Annotated in this window: 12 protein-coding genes and 1 pseudogene; 8 read left to right on the top strand and 5 right to left on the bottom strand. The window is 45.7% G+C overall.

All coding sequences use genetic code 11. The features are described from left to right. Positions 1–3 precede the first annotated feature (3 nt). The 5 genes from Q3W13_RS04935 (at position 4) to Q3W13_RS04915 (ending at position 11,660) form a co-directional block, all read left to right on the top strand. Positions 4–2,169, top strand: coding sequence for a hypothetical protein (locus tag Q3W13_RS04935; protein WP_302861813.1), 2,166 nt, complete (start codon positions 4–6; stop codon positions 2,167–2,169). Between the two features lie 2 nt (positions 2,170–2,171). Then, positions 2,172–2,732, top strand: a complete 561-nt coding sequence (locus tag Q3W13_RS04930; protein WP_302861812.1) for a hypothetical protein — start codon at positions 2,172–2,174, stop codon at positions 2,730–2,732. Then, complete coding sequence (locus Q3W13_RS04925; protein WP_302861810.1) at positions 2,672–5,029, top strand: hypothetical protein; 2,358 nt, start codon at positions 2,672–2,674, stop codon at positions 5,027–5,029. The genes Q3W13_RS04930 and Q3W13_RS04925 overlap by 61 nt, the downstream gene beginning before the upstream one ends. Before the next feature lie 11 nt (positions 5,030–5,040). Continuing rightward, positions 5,041–5,535 (top strand): hypothetical protein, encoded by a 495-nt coding sequence (locus Q3W13_RS04920; RefSeq protein ID WP_302861809.1) that lies wholly within the window; start codon positions 5,041–5,043, stop codon positions 5,533–5,535. Positions 5,536–5,672: 137 nt separating this feature from the next. Then, positions 5,673–11,660: a hypothetical protein gene (locus Q3W13_RS04915; protein ID WP_302861808.1), complete on the top strand. Its 5,988-nt coding sequence runs from the start codon at positions 5,673–5,675 to the stop codon at positions 11,658–11,660. A 71-nt stretch (positions 11,661–11,731) separates the two neighbouring features. On the opposite strand, the gene Q3W13_RS04910 is transcribed toward Q3W13_RS04915, so the two are convergent. Together Q3W13_RS04910 and Q3W13_RS04905 are read right to left on the bottom strand one after the other, a co-directional pair. Next, positions 11,732–12,970, bottom strand: a complete 1,239-nt coding sequence (locus tag Q3W13_RS04910; RefSeq protein ID WP_302861807.1) for a HAMP domain-containing sensor histidine kinase — start codon at positions 12,968–12,970, stop codon at positions 11,732–11,734. A gap of 5 nt (positions 12,971–12,975) precedes the next feature. After that, a complete protein-coding gene (locus Q3W13_RS04905; RefSeq protein ID WP_302861806.1) occupies positions 12,976–13,653 on the bottom strand; it encodes a response regulator transcription factor in 678 nt (225 codons plus the stop codon). 120 nt (positions 13,654–13,773) lie between these two features. On the opposite strand from Q3W13_RS04905, the gene Q3W13_RS04900 reads away from it, so the two are divergent. Then, on the top strand, positions 13,774–14,214 hold the full coding sequence (locus tag Q3W13_RS04900) for a PepSY-like domain-containing protein (protein WP_302861805.1): 441 nt from the start codon (positions 13,774–13,776) through the stop codon (positions 14,212–14,214). Here the strand turns inward: Q3W13_RS04900 and Q3W13_RS04895 are convergent. After that, positions 14,154–14,588 (bottom strand): annotated as a pseudogene (locus Q3W13_RS04895) (DUF1810 family protein); the annotation flags it as partial. The gene Q3W13_RS04900 and the pseudogene Q3W13_RS04895 overlap by 61 nt on opposite strands. Positions 14,589–15,085: 497 nt before the next feature. Here Q3W13_RS04895 and Q3W13_RS04890 point away from each other — a divergent pair. Further along, positions 15,086–17,350: a sensor histidine kinase gene (locus tag Q3W13_RS04890; RefSeq protein WP_302861804.1), complete on the top strand. Its 2,265-nt coding sequence runs from the start codon at positions 15,086–15,088 to the stop codon at positions 17,348–17,350. A 5-nt stretch (positions 17,351–17,355) separates the two neighbouring features. Beyond that, a complete protein-coding gene (locus Q3W13_RS04885; RefSeq protein WP_302861803.1) occupies positions 17,356–19,299 on the top strand; it encodes a sigma 54-interacting transcriptional regulator in 1,944 nt (647 codons plus the stop codon). Here Q3W13_RS04885 and Q3W13_RS04880 read toward each other — a convergent pair. After that, a complete protein-coding gene (locus tag Q3W13_RS04880; RefSeq protein ID WP_302861802.1) occupies positions 19,273–19,644 on the bottom strand; it encodes a hypothetical protein in 372 nt (123 codons plus the stop codon). The genes Q3W13_RS04885 and Q3W13_RS04880 overlap by 27 nt on opposite strands. A 50-nt stretch (positions 19,645–19,694) precedes the next feature. Next, a complete protein-coding gene (locus Q3W13_RS04875) occupies positions 19,695–20,282 on the bottom strand; it encodes a DUF4142 domain-containing protein (RefSeq protein WP_302861801.1) in 588 nt (195 codons plus the stop codon). Positions 20,283–20,426: the final 144 nt, after the last annotated feature.

Here is a 20,426-nt window from a genome sequence, read left to right as displayed (position 1 = left end):
ACCATGCCGGATAGTTCATCTTTTGCACCGAATTCTTATTTCTTTACCGACCCCTCGGCCATAACGCAGAGCGCAGCGCAGGCTTTTGGGCCGGTATCGGCCGACGAATACAGGATAACTACGCTATTCGACGTGGCCGACGGTACCAACGCCTACGCGGTTTGCACAAGTGTAGTTTTGGTGCAGCCGCAGGCAGACGATAATAGCAAGGTGAACCTGATTTTAAGGCCCTATAAACAGCCCATACTGGGGTTGAATATTAAATATTTTATTTACCGGGGCCTTGATAAGACTGATTTTTTTGACGGCGACAATGTAATAGCGGCGAGCTCCGAAACATCTGATTTTATCAATAAGATAAATGAAAGCTTTGCCGCCTACTACACACATATCGGTGAGGATAAACCCGACTTCTCTGCGAAATTTATAGGGTTTGACGAAGCCAACCAGCCCGACACATTACCCATCAGCAGCTTATTTTTTAAGCAAACCGAATATACCGGCACCGGCGATGATGCCACGGAGACCCCCGAAACCGCATTCGAGTTGCCGGTGATAGCAGCCGGTGCGTCCCTGGGTAGCTTTGCCGGCGCAGGCAGCGGCTTTGACATTGTGTTAAACTACGGCGACTACAGCCTCCCAACCCCGAATGACGAATTTGTTTTTGACCTGGCTTACGCCCGCAAGGCTGAGGCTACCATAGACATAGCCGCCGAAACCGACGACTATAAAAAGAAAGTGATAAAGGAGCAGATCTTCCAGTTCCTGGACGCGGCGGCTTATTACGGTTTCCATTACCGTGACAACGGAGTTGTTGTTGTAAAAGGCGAAACAACTGATGCGAAAAAAACGAACGAAGCGATATATACCGACATCGTTCAAAAGTTCTCTACCAAGAACAGGCTTTACATTTACATACAAAGCGACCGTACCCGCTCTTACAATTTTTATGGCAATTACAATATTGATGACACCACCACAAATAGCCTGAAGATAGGTACTGACGATGGATCGTTAACAGCCATAGCTTACGGAACAAACGGCTGGCCGCTATTGATCAACGAAAACCCGCAGGACACTGATGAACCCAGGAATAACTTGTTCTTGCAGTTTGTGACAGATAACAATCCGAATACTGTTTTATATGGTTATACCGCGCAAATAGATAATGCGCAGGGGAATAACTTTTGCGGGCCGGATGATTTGAAATTGCCCGATGCTGAAGATGGCACACCGAGCACACTTACTAAAATTGTAAATATTTCTAACGCTTCTACAGGGGATAACGGTGCTAAATTGAATGTTGCTAATTTTAATATCCTATTATATCAGGGCGCTGTTTATGACTTTGTAACGGGACAAAGAAAGGATAATGAGGGTAATATAGTAGATATTGTGTCGCAGCCTAATTTTTTTGATGATGTATTTGGTGAATCAAACGCTACAGCGCTATTAAAGGCCACCCCAGAGACGCAATACTTCACGTTTTCCATGCAAAAATTAAACCTAGTTAATCATTTTTATAATGATATCCAATATGGGATTTCTGCTACACAAACTATTATTGTTAACGATGTGGTAAATACTGGTGATTTAATTACCCCAACATTAAACCGGGTAACTTATATTACTGAATCTGTTGATATTTTGAATAACGTTACTTCTATTTCCGGAACGGTTGCTGCGGATACGAAATCTTCTTCATCAGTTTCAGGGGGTGTTACGAATATTGAAAGCTATCAATTGCCTGACCCTTTTTATTTCGATTTGCTTCCGTTTACAGATTACACACTGTTGATAAACGGCTTATTGTTAAAAACAACAGACAATTCTGTGCCCAATAGAATTATTTTAGGCCTAACTAAAGCGGAAAACGATTTATTAAATGAGTTGATTAACTTGAACAGTTTGACTAATGCCAGGCTCTTTATCATTGACATGTTTACAGATGCTATTAATCTCATTTCAACTGAAAATGTTGTTTATAAAAAATATCAAGCCGCGTTGCTGGGAGAAACAATTTCGGGGGAATTAAAATTGGTAGCCAGTGATGTACCGATTATGGTTTATTCCATAGATAGAAAGTGTTACTTCACTAAGGGATATGTAGACTATGTCGAGTATGAGCCTATCAAATCTTTGTATTTAGACCTAGAAATTTCATTATAATTATGGCAGATGCAGCAATATTTATTGACGGAAAGGTAAGGCAGACAACAAATCTGACAGGCGTCACTTTTAACAGCAAGACAGGTTTTGTTGCAAATTTTACATTCAACCAAATAAGATATGTACATGTTTATAAAGATAAATTCAACAATCGAGATGCAAACTCAAAAAATGCCAGCGCCGGGTATTATAACGAATCACAGTTCCTGAAATATTTAGTGAACGATGGGGTTTCTATAAACGATTTGCCGGCCGCTAAGCTCAATCTTGATACAATTACTTCTGCTAAATTAAAAGATACAGTCAGGGTTCAATTTTTCAGAGTTAAATCACCTTATACTGATTTTTGTACGGTAGATAAATACAGTTGGGACTTTGATCCAAACGCAAAGGTTTTGGATGATACACATTTCGATATTATACTTCAGCCAGGATATACAGTTGTCCAGGAAAAAATTACATTGTCGGCTGTATCCGATGATTTTTATGCTAAAACATCGCATTGGTTACTAGTTCAGATTTTACAGAGGATAAAGATTCCGGCGCGTATTATATATCGTTAATTTCTTTACAAATTGAACGAATAAATAAAGACGTTTTTCCTTTGTTTTATCAGTCGAGCAGTTTAGGCGCCTATATTGCCGTTCAGAACCTGGAATGGAGAACTGGTAATATATTTATTAAGCCGTCATTACAAGATCTCATCGACTACTATATAAACCTTACAAGTTTCTATAATCTCGCCTATGCTAATCAGGTGCTTATTGCAGCTGCATCTGAACCGACAAAGCTATTTTGGCTTGCTAATTGCCTATCCGCAAGCGGATTGTCTGTATTTTCAGTCGATGACAAAATATACATCATCGTGCAAGCCATCAAAGAAAGCAAAGCATTTGCTTTAGTTAATGTGGCAAACAACTTCGCTACACTCGTAGGAGCTGGTACTCCATTATCTGAATCTGATGCCGAATGGATATCCAATATCACCGCAAAATTAATTTTAAAGATAGTTGAATCCGTTACTATAGTTGAGACCCAGTGTGATGCTTTTTTAAAAAACTTAAATACCATTGGCATTTATGGCATAAGCAAAGACGAAACGCTTTTTGAGGTAATTTATAATTTTCTGGGAGATAATCAGGTAGGTAATATCATTGGTGATAATAAAGTGGGGAGAATTGTTGGCGGCATATTTGGGAATGCCGATAATCGCAGAAACTTTATGAACTTTTTACTCAGAATATGGCAAACCTCAATTTATAATCCTTACTACCCGTCGCCAACATATACCTTGCCCGCTAATCAAGATAACGTATTCCCAGAATCTTATTATATGACGGATTTGGGCGCCGCGCACTATAACGGGGAAAACGCAACAGTACTTTTTGTATCTGAAAATAGGTATGATGTGATTTCCTTTACACAATCTTTTAATTTCAGCATAGAACGGAACAAAATAATTGCTTACGAAAAGACAACTACCAGCTTCACTTTCGAAGGCCTGCCCGTTAGCGCACCCGCCAACGACTTATACGGTACCTACGACTTATACCAGCCGATATCTATAACAGGTTTCCAACCAGACCTGGACATTTCGATGCCTAATACAAATTGCTTCCCTTTGTTTTTCCTGTATTTCGCCATCGACTATAAAGATGTTAAAGATGCTGATGCGCTCATTGAATTAGCAATCAACGTCGCCTTGAATTTTACCGGTATAGGTGAAGTAGCCGATTTGGAATATTTAACCTATCTAAAACAAATATCAAAATTTAATGCATTAGAAGATCTGGAAGCATCAAAGGCATTGCTGACGTGGCGGGAAGTGAGGGGGATTAATGAAGCTGTTCAGTTCAGTGCAGGTAATGCTTTAGCAATATCTAATTATCTTAACACTACTACTACAGACCCAGGTCTAAAGGAGTTAACTTCATATTTAGATACATTCTTGGGTGCGGTACTTTTAGGCTCAGTATGTTTCCATCCTATAATTAAAGGGAAGGTAACTTTTGCGGCGAAACAAGTAACAGAAGCGTATGATGGTTTACCAGCTGAACTAAGGAGTTTATTAACTCAACGAGGCGTGTCTAGCGACAACATCGACGCGATCAGGGTTTTTTCTGATGACGCGACAGCGGTTAAAGTATTGAAATTTTCTGATAATAAAGAGTTAAGAAAGGCAATTTTAGCGTTGAATGACGAGGATATTGTAAGATTTTTGAATGACTTTGCAAATATCTCAGATGATCTATTGCTTAAGCTTAAAGACAGCCCCGAGTACGTGGAATATTGGAGCCAACTCTCGGATGTTGAAAAAGATGCTGTGAACGCAGACAAATTAACTTCTTTTACCAGTTGGTATAAAAATTATGTGGTTACACGAGCTCAACGGTATTTGGATACGGGAATATGGATAGATGTGAGAAGAACTAAGCCAGGAGGGAAGCCAGTTTTATACAACCCGCATGAAGTGGAGACTATAGTAGAAATTGATATTAAATTCAAAGCAAAATCAAGACCCAACGGATCAGAAGAAGCAGGAGACGCAATCGCAACAAGCGGGTTATTAAAGAGTAAAAGTTATGATCCTTTAGGAGCACCTTTGACAGCTTTTCAGAAGTCGTGGACAAAAGATCCACAACAGTTTATCGACCAATTTCTAGATGCTATTGATGTCCATTTTAACAAAATAAGGACGCCGCTGCCGCCTCGCCCACCATTAGATATAGTAGTTATGGATCTCAAGCATTTTGATGATTTTGACCCTGGAATGAGAACGACAATAATGAATAAAATTAATAGCCCAACTTATGAATATAAAGAATATGTAAATTCCAATAATTTGATAATTATTAATTAAGCAAAAATCAAATGGATAATATAACATACATTAAATTTAATTCCCATGGATTTTGGATCCATCAGGCATTCGTTGAGGTTTTGAGTGACTACATATGCCAAACTTTTGAAGATCTTGGGGTAGATACTTTTTCTGAAAATTTGAAGAAAATTTACCGTATATGTGATTCTAACAGGCTTGGTGAAAACATTGGCATGGTGGGCATCCCGTTCGATAGAACAATTACCAATAATGCCGATAAAGTTATTATGCTAGATATATTGAATCAAACAAAGACATTAATCGCCTCAAAAGGAGCTGAATTGAGCTTAGCGATGCTTGAAGCTTTTGAAAGTAGAAAAACAGACGATTACTTTAGAGTCCCCTGGAACTTTCCGATCAAAACGCAAAGTTTAATTGCAACAATTGATATAATTATCAAGGTATTAAATGGCACATGGACTTCAGACAACTACAGCGTTTATTTTGTTGGATTCCCTAATATTTCCCAGCAAGAGGAAATATAGCACCAGATTAGGTTGAGGGTACGATGGCTAATTAGCGTCGTACTCTTGATAAATTGGTTATGACTGAAAATATAGATAAGCCAAACCCAGGGTAATTGAAAAAGAATGAAAGATTTAAATCGTAAAAGCAAATAACAATGTCAACCACGTCCATAACCCCAAGATATTACCCGCAATTATCAGACCTGATAACGGCAGATGATTTGCCCGATTTTTTGGATTTTGCGAAAAATGGCCTGGATAGCGTACTCGGTAGTATTCATTATAAAAACTTTCAATATTCAAAAGGACAGCGTTCGGACAGCTCGTTTTATAAAATTGATATTGTTACTCAAAGCATAGGCCTCGATTTACCCTTTGGCCTGCGTATGGTGTTGAACTCAGACGATAACGGCGATACTAATATTTCCTCTTTCCCGGTAACATTGCAATACCAATGGGCCATTTTTTCTTTTCTGCGTTCTTTTAATCTTTCTAATGTTTCACTTGATCCGGAGAGTCTTTTTCAATTAGGCCTCAATATTTTCAAAGTAACCGATGAACAAGTAATAGCTCATATCCTTAATTTTTTTGTTAGCCCAGTTGATACCAACACCACCATTTATCAGCAGCTAGTTGACGATATAAATATTTTATATCCCAATGCAAATTTAAGCCTGCCTGAGGATCAAACCCCAACCGTTAGTTTGATTGCCACATTAATCAGCACTAATCCTAATATCCCAAAGAGCATTTCGGAAGTACTATATGCTATCTATATATTCGATAACGGTCTCGAAAATGCCAAAAAAAAACTTGAAGAATTTTATAATCATATTGTTCCTGGAGGGATAGAAGACTACATTAAAGATCTCATCAAACCCAAAATCAAAGCCACCCTCACTCTTTCCGCCGGCCTTGAATTTCCAACCTCTGTATTAAAACCCGTAACCCAGGACGGCACCCCAATCCCTAATGTAAAATCCATTTTTCAATTCGGCAGCGGAACCTTCTATGTAGATACCGAAGCCGGCATTGGCTCAGACCTGGCCCTAAGCGGCTCGCTTATCCCTGAGTATGCAGAAATAGGCAATACCGGCATCGTAGTCAGCCTTCAGAATGCAAAGCTGGATCTGAGCAGTACCACTAATATCCCGGAAGCCACCGCCGCCGGTTACCCCGTCGATTTTATCGGCATATACGTACAGCATACCAGCGTCAGCTTCACCAAGTTTGGTACAGATGCGCCCAATAAACCCAGTGCTACCATCAGCGCCGATAATTTGTTCGTCGGCACCGGCGGCGTATCCGGCAAAATAACCCTCGAGGACAACGGCCTGCTTTACCGCAATTTCGGCAACTTCGAAGCAGAACTTGATCAGTTTTCCATCACCTTCCGCCAGAACGCCATCGTTGATTCCGCTATCAGCGGCAAGATCACCCTGCCCTCCGGCTTTACCGGCGAAGACAACCAGCCCTCCGTCATCCGGATAGACGGACACATCATGGATAACGGTGATTTCTCCATTACCGGCACCTTCCTCGGAGAGCAGCCCGCCTTCACCTTCCCGAACGTGTTCACTGTTGCCATCAGCAAGCTCGAACTCGGCGAAAAAGGCGGCCATTTTTACCTTAGCGTCGCCGGCAAGCTGGATTTTATAGCCGACATCCCTGTCCTCGGCCAGGTGCTGCCAAAAGACATCATCATCAATAAGCTCATCATCTGGGATGACGGACATATCGAGTTCGAAGGCGGAAAACTAACCGTACCGAAAGCCTTTAGGTTAAATATCGGCCCGGTGAGCCTTGAAGTATCCGAACTCACCCTCGCGCCGTACAAACGCATGCACAATGGCATCGAACGCAATTACAATTATATCGGCTTCGACGGCATGCTCAACGCCGGTAACGCCGGCATAGGCGTCGGCGGCAATGGCCTGAAATACTATTTCACCAATGACAATGGCCCCGGCAAGCCATTTGACCAATTCCTGAGCATTGACGGTATCGAGATAGACCTCTCGATAGCAGCCCACCACCCTAATTTTATCCTGCACGGTTTCCTGTCCATGAAAAACCCGGACGGGGAGGGCAAAGTTACCGAAACGGAATACGTAGGCAGGATCTCTGTTTCCCTGCCAAAGCTCCGCATTGCCGGCAGCGCCGCCATGCGCCTGAAGCCCGACGTCCCTTCCTTTATCGTTGATATGGACCTCGAGCTGCCGACGGCCATCCCGTTAGGGCCAACCGGGCTCGGGATCTATGGCTTCAGGGGGCTGATAGGCCAGCACTACAGTCCATCCAAAACTGCTGCCGGTTTAACCGAAGACGCCACCTGGTGGGATTATTATAAAGCCCCAAGTGCGATAACCCACCGTGAAGGGGTCGAGATCGACAAATTCGACGACCAAAAACAGGGCTTCTCCTTAGGCATCGGCGCATCGATCGCCACCAAATTCGACACCGGTTATATATTTTCCAGCAAGGTATTTTTGATGCTCGGCCTGCCGGATGTATTCCTGATACAGGGCCAGGCCGCTATCATCAGCAAAAGGCTCGGCCTGGATGACGACCGGGACCCGCCGTTCAGCGCCCTCATCGTCATCAGCGACCAATCCGTCATGGGCGACCTGGGTGTCGACTTCAACCTTCCCAACGACAGGAACCATCCACAGGACAAAGGCTGGATCGTTTCGTTAAAGGCCCAGCTCGAAATGGCGTTCTTCTTCAATAACGCATCCGGCTGGTACCTCAACATCGGTAAAGACACCCCGGCGACCGCCATGGTACAGGCCAGCCTCCTGACCATCTTCAAGGGCCATTTCTATCTCATGATCTCCACGCAGGGCATCAAGGCCGGCGCGGGCATCGCCTATGATTTCCACCGCAAGTTCGGGCCCGTGCAGGTCGGCTTCGGCGCTGCGCTGGATATGGGCGGCTTTATCAGCTTCCAGCCCGTACAGATCGGCGGCTTTATACAGGTAAGCGGCTATGCCTACCTGAAGGTGTGGAAATTCAAATTCGGCCTGAGCATCGCCATCGCGCTGGCCATGGAAGCGCCGCATCCGTTCAACATCACCGGCAGCTTAAAAGTAAAGCTCAACCTGCCCTGGCCGATCCCGGATATCAAGTTTACGCTCGACGTCAGCTGGCATTTCAACAACGATCAGGACCTTACGCAGGTACCCATACTGTCGTTGCCCGACCCGGAAGCCGGGTACCTGCCAGCAGCCGGCGTCAACATCCTGTCGAACGAAAGCTTCCCGGTTAATTACGTCACCTCGGAAGACCTGGCCACTATACCGCCGCCCGGTGATCCCGCCTGGAAATACGATTTTACTAATGAAACCGACGTTTTAAATGTAATTATCCCGCTGGACACCTTTGTAGATATCGAGCTGCTGAAACCCGTTATGCCGGGCAATGCCCAGGTCGGCGGCTCCTCCAGCCAGCTGCCGGCGGGGTATAAAGAACTTGTCCCGCCGGTAAAAGGTGTGAAGGCCCAGGTGAAACACCAGTATGAGCTGAAGGAACTTGGTGTGTACGCCTGGGATGACGCCGGCTCAGCCTGGGTAGCGTACAACGTTTATGAGGCCGTAACCGCCATCGTCAATTCCAATACCGGCGATAACACCATCGACCTCAGCCAGCTCAAGCCCGGCTACTGGCAATTCGCGGATAAGGATAAATACAACAAGATCCGCCTGCTCTCGCAAAATATGTTCAGCTTCAGCAACGGCACCCTTACCGACCAGCTGGACCTGGACGCCCTGGGCTTCAGGGCGGGCGATTTGTTCTGTTTCGACGAGGTCTTCAAGACCAGCGTTGTTAACTGGAAAGATGTACCGGCGGACACCGCTTACCCCGATGATGTTCCGGTGCCCGCCCAGGCACTGAACCTTACCTTTAGCGGGCTTGCTGCCAGCATAAAGCAGGAAGCCAGCTTTACCGCTAACAGCCTGTTCCTGGATGGCGGCGACGGAACCGTTACCATCGTTTTCCCGGAGCCGGTAGCAAACGTAAAGCTGGAATTCGGCGACAACGCCAATAACGTGACGGCCGACTTTATCGAGCCGGTATACCAACCCGGCGATTTCGGCCAGGCAATTTTTACCGATACCGTTCTCAGCACATCAGCTTTAGCTGCCACACAACAAAATGGTGTCATCACTTATGATGATGCTAACCAGCCCATCAGTAAAGTAAAGCTCACCATGGCCGCAGCCATCGTTTCCGGTTATACCGGCAACCTCGTACTTGGCGGCCACCTGCAGCTCCCCGCCGCCAATATTCCTGCCGGCCTCAATGGCGAGCTGGAGATGGATCGGGCACTGCTTTTTGCAGCCCTCTATGACAGGAGCTTCACCGCCCAGGAAGTGCTGACGCTGGAACACAACGGCCAGGCCGGGTTGGTCGGCCAGTGGCCGATGAATTCCCCGGCAGCCAGCACCGGGAACTTAAACGGCATCATCACCGGCAGCCCGGGTATCGAAGACGGCTTTTATCAGACCGATTCCCCGCAACTCGGCCTCAGCAGCATCTACCGCCTTACCGCGAATGAAGACGGCCTGATCATTCCAAACGCTGCAGCCATCAACATCGAAAACGGCAGTTTTACGGCAGAGGTTACGGCTGCATTCAACCCTTTCGCCGCCGGTATCGGTACGTTGTTGTATAAAGTTACCGGCAGCAGCGAAACGGGTACCCAAAAGGGCTATGCCATTCACCTGGTGCAGGCAACCCCCGCGCACGCTTTTACAAGATATGCTGCCATTGATGCCATACCTGAATTTACCATTCTGTTTACCTGTTATAAGGGTGCTGCCGTTGCCGCCGTTGCCGCCAGCGAAAGATATACCATTGACTGCGCCGGCAGCACGGTAGCGGAAAAGCAATACAAAAGGGTACTGGTATCCGTCAACCGAGAAACCGGCAAGCTGGAAATCTACATCGGCCGCGTGCTGAAAACCAGCGTGGATATCCCGTCCGAATTAGACGTCACCGAAACACCGGAAGGCAATCCGTTCACCTACCTGAACCAAATAACCTACACTACGGAAACCATGCAGGCCCGGCAGGCGGATAACCCAATTACCAACACCGGTTTCATCAATGAAGCAGCAGTGCTGGATGACACCATCAATAAGACCATACAACCCGTCTGGCGGCCCGATACCACCTTTGCCGTACGCGTAAAAACGTTCGACAGGGTGAATAATACCTCAAATGAACAGGTAAAGACACATATTTTCGGCTTCAGGACCAAAGGTCCGCTGGGTCATTATCACCAGTACAGCAAAGCCTACCAGGAACTGGCAGCCAACGACCAGCAGGACGCCTTCAAACTGGCTAACCTGAAAAACTATATCAACTATGACCGGTCATTCCCCGACGCGCAGGGGCGGTATGAACTGAGCAAGCCCGTATTTTACCACAACCCGCAGGTAAAGCTCTATTTCGACCAGCCGTATATCAACGCGATGTATAACGACTGGGCCGGCTACGAAGGCCTGCCGGCCATTAGCAGTAAACTGGAGCTGCAACTGCTCGACCCGGCAGGAACGCCGCTAACGCAGCAACTGGTATGGGAGCCCGTACAGGAAATTCCCATTGACGGAACCAACTATAGCTCGCTTCCCCGCGACCAGCAGCTGATCTACCTGTTTAACCAGGCAGCATCGCACGGCGGCTGTAACCCCATGACCAACGGCCTGGTTAAAAAGCTAACGCAGGGCTCCTACCAGTTCCCGGACCTCGTGCCGGCGACCCTGTATACGGCACAGTTCAACGCAGTTTACCAGCTTAGCGGCGGAGACCCCGACAGCGTGGAGGTACACAGGTTTGGTTTCATTACCTCACGCTACGCTACCTTCCAGGAGCAGGCAGGCAGCTATGTACTGGATACCACGCCGGGCGCCGAAAAGTATGTGCTGCACACGCAGCCTACCGCGTTTGACGACGCTTATATCGAAGATACGCTTAAAACCCTCATCAACGATGACCTGACCGACGACCCGGATGCCGTGATGAAGTATGCTGTGCCCTACGAACGGCTGGTCTACGGCGGCTTAAAGCTCGCGGCGCCCGAACCACTGGAAACTACCGCCATACGGCTGATCGTTTCCGGTGACACAATGGTAGGATGACGGGGGTCGGTTCGGTCCGGCACATCAAATAAAACAAGGTCCAACCTCAAGGTTTTCGCGCGGCATTGTATTTAAAATGTTAATTCAAATATATGCAGCCCCTGATGGAAGTCATATCGCAGTATGATACCAAAAGTATCACATATCTCTTTTATAAGCGTGAGCCCCAGACCAGTGCCTTCTGAACCGGCAGCCTTATAAAAACGTTGGAAAACAGCACCCGCGTCAAGAGGCTTGTTAGTCCCGGTGTTGGCAATCGACATATAGCCTTGTGACACTGTGATGAGGATTTTACCGTTCTGGCAATTATGGCTGGCGGCATTGGACAGAAGGTTATTAAGCAGCACCGGTAATACATCAGCATTTATTACGATTTCAGCGCTCCCGATAGCCGTGGAAACGTTTATCCCGCGTTTCCGGAAAAGTTCTTCGAACTGTTTTAAGGCGTCACACATGGCATTGGCAAGATCGATGCTTTCCCTTTCGTCAAATAGCCGGTTTTCAATGCGCGCAAGCATGAGCATAGACTTATTGAGCTTTTTCATCTTCGCCAATGTCTGATAGATTTCTTCCACCAGTACGCCTTGACGATCAGAAACCAATCCTTCTTGTACCAGGTTGTCCATTTTGAAATTTACCAGCGAAAGCGGTGTCATGAGCTCATGCGCAGCATTTTCAGTAAAATTTTTCAGATCCTGGTAATCCCGGATCACCCGGCTGGACATCGACGTAATCTCGTCGTTCATCAGTCTGAATTCGTCGATGCGCGTGTTTATTTTACTGATGTTGTTTTGGTCTGTAAGGTTAAAACGTGTAATTTCGCTCAAAATGGCATAAAAAGGCTGCCAAAGCTGGCGTACGACCAATCTGTTTAAAACGAACAGGCCGGTTAGTAAAACAGCAATGATCATTAGCGTAACTTCGAAGATCAACCACGCCAGGTCGTCGGTTTCGGCCTTGGATTCGATAATGGAAAAGCGATAAAGCTTTCCCTGAACAACAACCGAAGACGTTAACTGCCGACCGGATTCTGTTTCATTCTCGCGTTTATCAAAGAAAGCCGCATCGCGGAACGCTCTTTTAACCGGAGCAACGGATGGCTCAAAGCTGATCTTGAGGTTTTCCAGGTCAAGGACAGCCGGCAGGCGTCCGTTTGATTTCACATAATCGAGTACTTCCTTTTCTTCAGTAACTAAATCCTGGTCAACCTGGCCATTAAGGATATAAGAGATGGTGAAATAATAGACGAGTCCGGTAATGACCATTGCTGCAACGGCGAACCATAGCCCTATCCGGTTATACTTGCTCATGAGTTTCATTTGTCGGAAAATTTGTAACCCATGCCATAGGCTGATTGAATATAGTCTTTGCACCCGGCATCCATCAATTTTCTTCTGAGGTTTTTGATGTGGGTATAGATAAAATCATAGCGATCGGCCATGTCGATGTCGTCACCCCACAGATGTTCGGCGATCGCATTCTTAGAAACGATCTTGCTTTTATTGGCTATCAGGTATAATAACAACATATAGTCTCGGCGGCTTAAACGAACCGCTTTGCCTTTTACTGAAACCTGCTTTCCATCGAGATCTATCCTGATTTCATTGAATTCAAGAAATGGGCTGCCATCAAATGCTCTGCGGCGGACAATCGCCTCAACGCGCGCTAAAAGCTCTGACAGATGGAAGGGCTTGGTTAAATAGTCGTCGGCGCCCAGTTTCAGTCCGGACAGCCGGTCAGGTAAGGCGTTCTTGGCAGAAACGATCAGTACACCGTCCGGCAACTTATCATGTTTTAGCATTTCTAATACCTGCAGGCCGCTGCCTCCGGGCAGCATAATATCAAGAATGATACAGTCATAACGGTACAATTGTATCTTTTGGATCGCTTCATAAAAGCCTGAAGCAGTTTCGCAAATATTACCAGCATCGGTTAAATAGTCCCTCATGCCCTCGCGCAGCCCGGGCTCATCTTCTATTATCAGTATTTTCATGACGAACGAATATAACGCTTCAATCTGTCGAAAAACTGTCAATCGATGATAACTAAAAGACAACAAAGTTTTGGCAGAGTCTTGACAGACTTCAGCGGTAATATTGTTAAAAAAAACGATATGAAAAGAATCATTTTATTGTCGGTGCTGGCTGGCGGGATGCTGGCCACTACCTCAGTATTGGCTCAAAGGGTTAAAAAAAGTGAGGTGCCGGAGGCCGTATTAAGCAGCCTGTCAAAAAAATATCCGCAGGCAGCCAAAGTGACCTGGGAAAAGGAAAAAGGAAATTTCGAAGCGAACTGGGGCGGTAAGTCCGGTGAGGATATGTCGGTTCAGTTTACGCCGGCCGGCCAGTTCATTGAAGAAGTACATGCCATACCCACATCAAGCCTGCCGGCAGGGGTCGCAGCTTATGTAAAGTCGCATTTTAAAAAAGCCAGGATCAGTGAGGCAGGCAAAGTAACCGATGCGCAGGGAAAGACAAGATATGAAGCAGAGATTCAAGGTAAGGACATGCTCTTTGATGAAAACGGCAATTTCCTAAAGAAGGAAGAAGAATAGTTTTTACCCGCACTAAGCGTGAAATCCCCGGGATTGCAAAGAAAAGCCGGGGATTTTTTATAATGCTCGGCTAAATCGCCTATGTACTGCCCGAAGAGCGGGAGCTTCAGGTCGCCGGGGCTGCCCAATACGGCATGCGCATCGTTGGTTTCCAGTCGCAAAAGTGCTTTATAAATGTGCGTTAAATGCAGTCCAAGCTCCTGGTCCAGCAGGTACTCCGTTGCTTCACCGATGTCCCGGATCGCGTAGTACCGCGACGTTTCGGTCATGCCCAATCCTGCGGGCTGCGGGAAGACATACCACATCCAGTGGCTGCGCTTGCGCCCGCTTTGGATTTCCGCCAGCGCGGCAGCATAATGGCGCGCCTGCGCTTCTTTAAGTCGTTCCGGTCTATATTACCCCTGTTTTCTTAATGGTTAACAGATTTGACAACGCAGATTTGAATATGGCTTGTCAAGGGGCGCTTCCCGTCGGGTCTTAAAAAGTCTATTTGATGATGGTTCATAAATTGGTTATTCGATGTCGACAGGGCTTTTTAACTAATTTCACCTACATGCAATTATGGAGATTTTTTTTACGCGGATGAATTAATAAGCGATCAAATCGAAACCAGTTTCTATCCTGCGGTTTCGCCAATGAAGAGCACGGCCGGGCTTAAAGTTGTTCTATTTCGTAATTAGCCGGAAAACATGCGAAATGTCGCGGCCGACTTTTGGGGCCGGGCTTCAAAACACTGGCAATCAATTATTTGATTTTTTGGCATTAATTTTACAACCCCAACTACTTTAAACTATTGTGACGGAACACTTAATCAACATTCATCAGAAAATTCTTAACTTTAAGTCCCCACAACACTAATTGCATAACCGTTATGGCAAGATGGCTGCTCATCTTTTGCATTTTTGTGCTTTCTGTTTTAGGTGCCAACGGGCAGGCGCCGGGGGAATTGTTTTTGCAATTAAAAACCGCGAAACCCGATACCAACCGGGTAAGATTGCTTTCCCAGCTGAGCAAATATTACCTTAAGCAATATCACCCGGGTGGCAATACCAAATACCTTGATAGCGCCTATGATTTCGCCAGTCAATCCCTCCGGTTAAGTAAAAGTCTCCAGTCAAAGCAATGGCAGGTGCAAAGCCTGCTGCAATTCATTAGGTGTGATGAGAAAGCACATAATTATACGCACGCTAAAGCCTGCCTCACGCAACTGCTTACCGGTTTTGGCGACAGTATAAGCAAGGAAAAGGAAGCTGAGTTGTGGTGCGAGCTTGGCCGGTCAATTAAATACAATAAGAAGGATAGTTTGCAATATCGTGTTGAATGCTTTGAAAAAGCACGCAACCTTTACAACCAGCTCCATCAATATGAAAAAGGGGTGGATGTTTTTAAAGACATTGCCGATACCCACATGCAGCAGGGCAAAATTTACCAGGCCGAAAATGAATTGCTGCAGGTACTGGACCGCTACAAGGCTATCGGCGTCAAAAACCTCCATTATACTTATGACCTTTTAGCGGTGGTAAGCGAAAAAGAAGGTGATCTGAACAAGGAACTGGACTATAATATAAAGATGGTCAAATCCATGGAGGCAACACAGGACACTTCAAATGCAGCTTATTTTTACAGTAATCTTGCTAATACCTACGATAAGCTGGGGCTGCATCTTAAATGCGCGTATTATTATGCCAAAGCATTAGCCGCCGATAAAAGAAAAAACGACGTGTTTTATTATTACCTGGACATGCGGACTTACATTCGCAGCATGGTGGAGGCCGGAAAAGCTAAGGAGGCACTCGCATATTTAAACAAAGCTGTTAAAGAGGTCCCGCCGGTTTCGGTGTCAAACCAGGAAGTGATCAATAATGCATTCGGTGATTGTTATGCTGCTTTAAAGCAACATGCCGAAGCCGAAACGTATTACCTGAAGTTTGCGGCACTTTACGAAAATGAGCACAATAAAATGGACGATGAAAGTTTTTACTTTCATACTTACTTTACCATAGGAAATTTTTATATAGCCACCGGGCAATATGCCAAAGCCAATATTTACATTAAAAAGTTATGGCTGCTGCCCAAAAAAACTATCACGCCGGAGCGGTTGAGCCAGGCCGAATTTCTGCAGTTTAAGCTTGACTCGGCCCTGGGCAATTATATCCAGGCCATAAGGCATTTTGAAAACTTTAAAAATATCAGGGATTCGTTATTTAGCAGTGCTAAAAGCAAACAGCTAAACGAGCTTAATGTGCAATATGAGACATTTCAGAGGGATGAATCGATCCGGAACCTGCAGAATAATGATAAAAGCCAAAAAGCGGCTTTGAAACAAGCAAATATGCAGCGCAACATTACCATTGCCGGCATTGTGATGCTGTTAATTATTGCAGGGCTCGCTTTTAACGGTTACCGAAATAAAAAGCGAAGCAATCTTGCTCTGCAAGCCAAGCAAACTGAAATCAATTTGCAAAATGTTGTTCTTCAAAATTTGGTGACCGAAAAGGACTGGCTTTTAAAGGAGGTACATCACCGCGTGAAAAACAACCTGCAGATTGTGATGAGTTTGCTCAGCACTCAATCCGCCTATCTCGAAAACAATGCGGCCCTGGCTGCAATTCGCGATAGCCAAAGCCGTGTTCAGGCTATTTCTCTGATACATCAAAAGTTATACAGCAGCAGCAATGTTGCTGCTATTGATTTGCCTTCCTATGTATCGGATATGGTGGGTTACCTGCGCGATTGCCTGGATACCGGCGCACGGGGCATTCGTTTTGAGCAACTGATAGAAGAAGTAAAAATAGACCTTGCACAAGCTGTGCCACTCGGCCTGATCTTGAACGAAGCTATAACCAATGCCATCAAATATGCCTTTGGCGAAGAAGGCGGCGAAATCATTATTGCCCTCCAAATGGTAGGAGAGGACAGTGCGATGCTAACTATCACCGATAACGGCAAGGGGCTACCGCCGGATTTTGATCTGGCTGAATCAACTTCGCTGGGGATGGAAATGATGAAGGCGCTAAGCAAACAGCTGAATGGCAGTTTTCAGATAAAAAATAAAATGGGTGTCGCAATCACGATCGAATTCGAAGTGGAACAGGCCTTTAGCGGCATACCGAAAGAAAGCTTTTATAATCAATAGTCGTTATGGCTCAAAAAATACTTATTGTAGAAGACGAATCACTTGTCGCACTTGACCTCAAACTTATCCTGACCAAAGCGGGTTACCGGGTGTGCGGCATAGCAGCTTCAGTTAAAGAGGCATTGGAGATTATTGAAGCAGAAAACCCGGACATGGTGCTGCTGGATATCTTTCTTAAGGGTCCTTTAAATGGCATCGACCTGGCAAAGACGTTGACCACTAAGAATATTGCATTTGTTTACCTGTCGGCAAATTTTCAGGAAAGTATACTTGAGAAAGCCAAGTCAACCCAGCCTTATGGGTTTCTGGTTAAACCCTTCAGGGAAAAAGAGTTACTGATTGCCCTTGATGTCGCTTTTTACCGTCATTTCAACAGCCTTGAGTCAAAATTGCGGCAGGAAAAGGCGCTTGAGGAAGTATTCAAAAAAATAGTTAAAGAACCGGGCGAGTGGCGTCAAAAACTGTTGTCTGTAGCCACGCAATTGCAGCCCTATGTTCCTTTTGATTTTATCAGCATGGTGGCCCAAAATAACGGCGAGTTCGAAATGGACGGTATCACTTTTCTAAGGGTGGGCTTTGATGAATACCAATCAATCGGTACCAAAGAATTGTTAACCATAAGCAAGGTGACTCCTGCTGATTTTAAAAAAATGCAGACAGCCACCACCATCAGCGCCAAAGCCGAATTGCTCGATCTCGACCACCTTGAAAAGACCCGGCAGAAATACCCAATAAAACGGCTGATCGCCGATACGTTCCGGTTAAAGTCATGCTTTTGCTTTCCCCTGCTGTTGTCCAACGGCGAAATAGCGCAGTTTTCCTTCTATAGCCGAAAAGCAGAGACTTATACAATGGACCACGTGGACCTGCTGAATCGTTTACAGCGCCCTTTACTAGCAGCATTTGAAGCTATATTAGGCAACGAGGGCCTTAATGTCGTCACCGAGGCGATTCCTAAAGCTCTCCGGGAAAACCGGGGAAAGAATAAGCCAGCTGCATTTGAGGGTATCATCGGGAAAAGCCATCAAATGCTTTCGGTGTTTGACAACATCGCTATTGTAGCGCCGCTCAATACCTCCGTCCTGATATTGGGAGAAAGCGGAACCGGCAAAGAAGCGATAGCCAAAAGCATCCATCGTTTATCTCCTCGTCGCGACAATCCGCTCGTAACTGTCAATTGCGCATCCCTTCCTCCCACATTGATTGAATCGGAATTGTTCGGGCACGAGAAAGGATCGTTCACCGGTGCGACGGAAAAAAGGATCGGCAAGTTTGAGCTGGCCGATAAAGGAACCATCTTCCTGGACGAAATCGGCGAGATGCCTGCCGAATTACAGGTGAAGCTGTTGAGGGTACTGCAGGAGCAGGAAATAGAACGTATAGGAGGAAGAGCGCCGATAAAGATCAATGTCAGGATCATAGCGGCTACTAACCGTAATCTGCAAAAGGAGGTGGAGGAAGGGCGTTTTCGCCTCGATCTGTACTACCGGTTGTATGTGTTCCCCATATTGATCCCGGCGCTGCGCGAACGCGGTGAAGATATAGGTGACCTGGCGAATCATTTTATGGCAGTTTATTCCCGTAAATCGGGGAAAAATGTTAACCAGCTTTCTCCACAGGTTTTGGCGCAACTCAAGAGTTATCATTGGCCGGGGAATGTCCGCGAGCTGGAGCACCTGATTGAAAGAAGCGTATTGCTGGCATCCGGCTCCGAAATAAAGGAAGTACTGATGCCCATGCTTAATCAAAAGCCGCAGAACCAGGTAGCGGCTGAAGAAAATGTATTTAAGTCGATAGAAGAAAACTCAAGGGATCATATCCTGGCAGTATTGCGAAAATGCAACGGCAGGGTAAGCGGCCCTGGCGGCGCGGCAGAAATATTGGAAGTGCCGCCGTCAACATTGCATTCCAAGATCAAAAAGTTAGGTATAAAGAAGTGGACGGCCTGAAAATCGCGGCTGCACCTGGTTATATTTCTTTTGTAATTCCTTATAAAACTTGTGCCATAGATGTAATGAGATTCCATTGGAGAACGACTTATAATTGCTCATCAATAAGCCTTTGACGGGGTGATTTTTTAACTCGATGGCATATAATATGCAATTTCCGTTATGCTTTATTTTATCCTGGCAATGATGGCTTTCTACTATTTCGAAGTCATCCGGAGCAATCAGCTCATCGTTTTGCAGGCAGCGGATATATTCATGATCCAAGACAAAATCATGATCGAAACCTCGTTCCTGCAGATCAATAATGGTATCCAATAATTCCTTTTGGTAATCAGTGGTTTTCATGATCGGAAGGTATTAAACGGGCCTCCGGTATGCGGAGGCCCGCGCGGTGATTATTGAGCGGTTACTTCGCCATAAATTCTTTTGCATAGGGCCACGTGCTCGTCAAATGCGAATAGAGCGATCGTGGCTAAATGCGTGGTCTCCTTCTCAGCAGCAGAAGTTCTGCCGGCGGAGTGGCCCAGGTAGTCCTTAGCCAAATCCCGCAAAAATTCGTGGTTGCTTAATTCGGCTTGCATGTAAAGCCTGTCAAATTCATTGCCCGAGGCGTTTTTCAATTTTTCAATAAAGGCCTTGCCATCCGCACTCATGGGCGGCGCTGTTGTACCGACAGCCTCCAGGACTTTGACAACGGCTGTTGCTTCTTCCAATTCGAAACCAGCAAATTCCCTTGCATTTTTTTGCGTGGCCTTATCAACCGCCAGCTGGCTTGCCATTTTGGAGAGCTGCGCACGGGGCATCACCCCGTTTCTGAAATCCAGTTCGGTTAGCGACTCAGCAGCCGGTTTTGTTTTTGCCGCGCCCCCGCCGCCTAATGCCGTCAATGGGCTGGGTACCATCACGCTTGCAGCGATGGCAGCGCTTCCAATGGCCGCATTTTTAAGAAATTCCCTCCTGCGTTGATTTTGTTCTAAGTTCATGATTCAAAATTTTAACGTTTTTAATTTTGTTGATTGAATCACTTATGCCAATTTTTTTGCCGAAGAAATAAATAACTGAATACCAATTACTTACAATGTCGCAATAGGCGATGTTTGCTAAATAACGCATCAGGCGCAGTAATT

The organism is Mucilaginibacter sp. L3T2-6, assembly GCF_030519355.1.
Lineage (GTDB): Bacteria > Bacteroidota > Bacteroidia > Sphingobacteriales > Sphingobacteriaceae > Mucilaginibacter.
The sequence above is the reverse complement of the archived record's forward strand: the minus strand, read 5'-3'. Positions and strand labels throughout refer to the sequence as shown.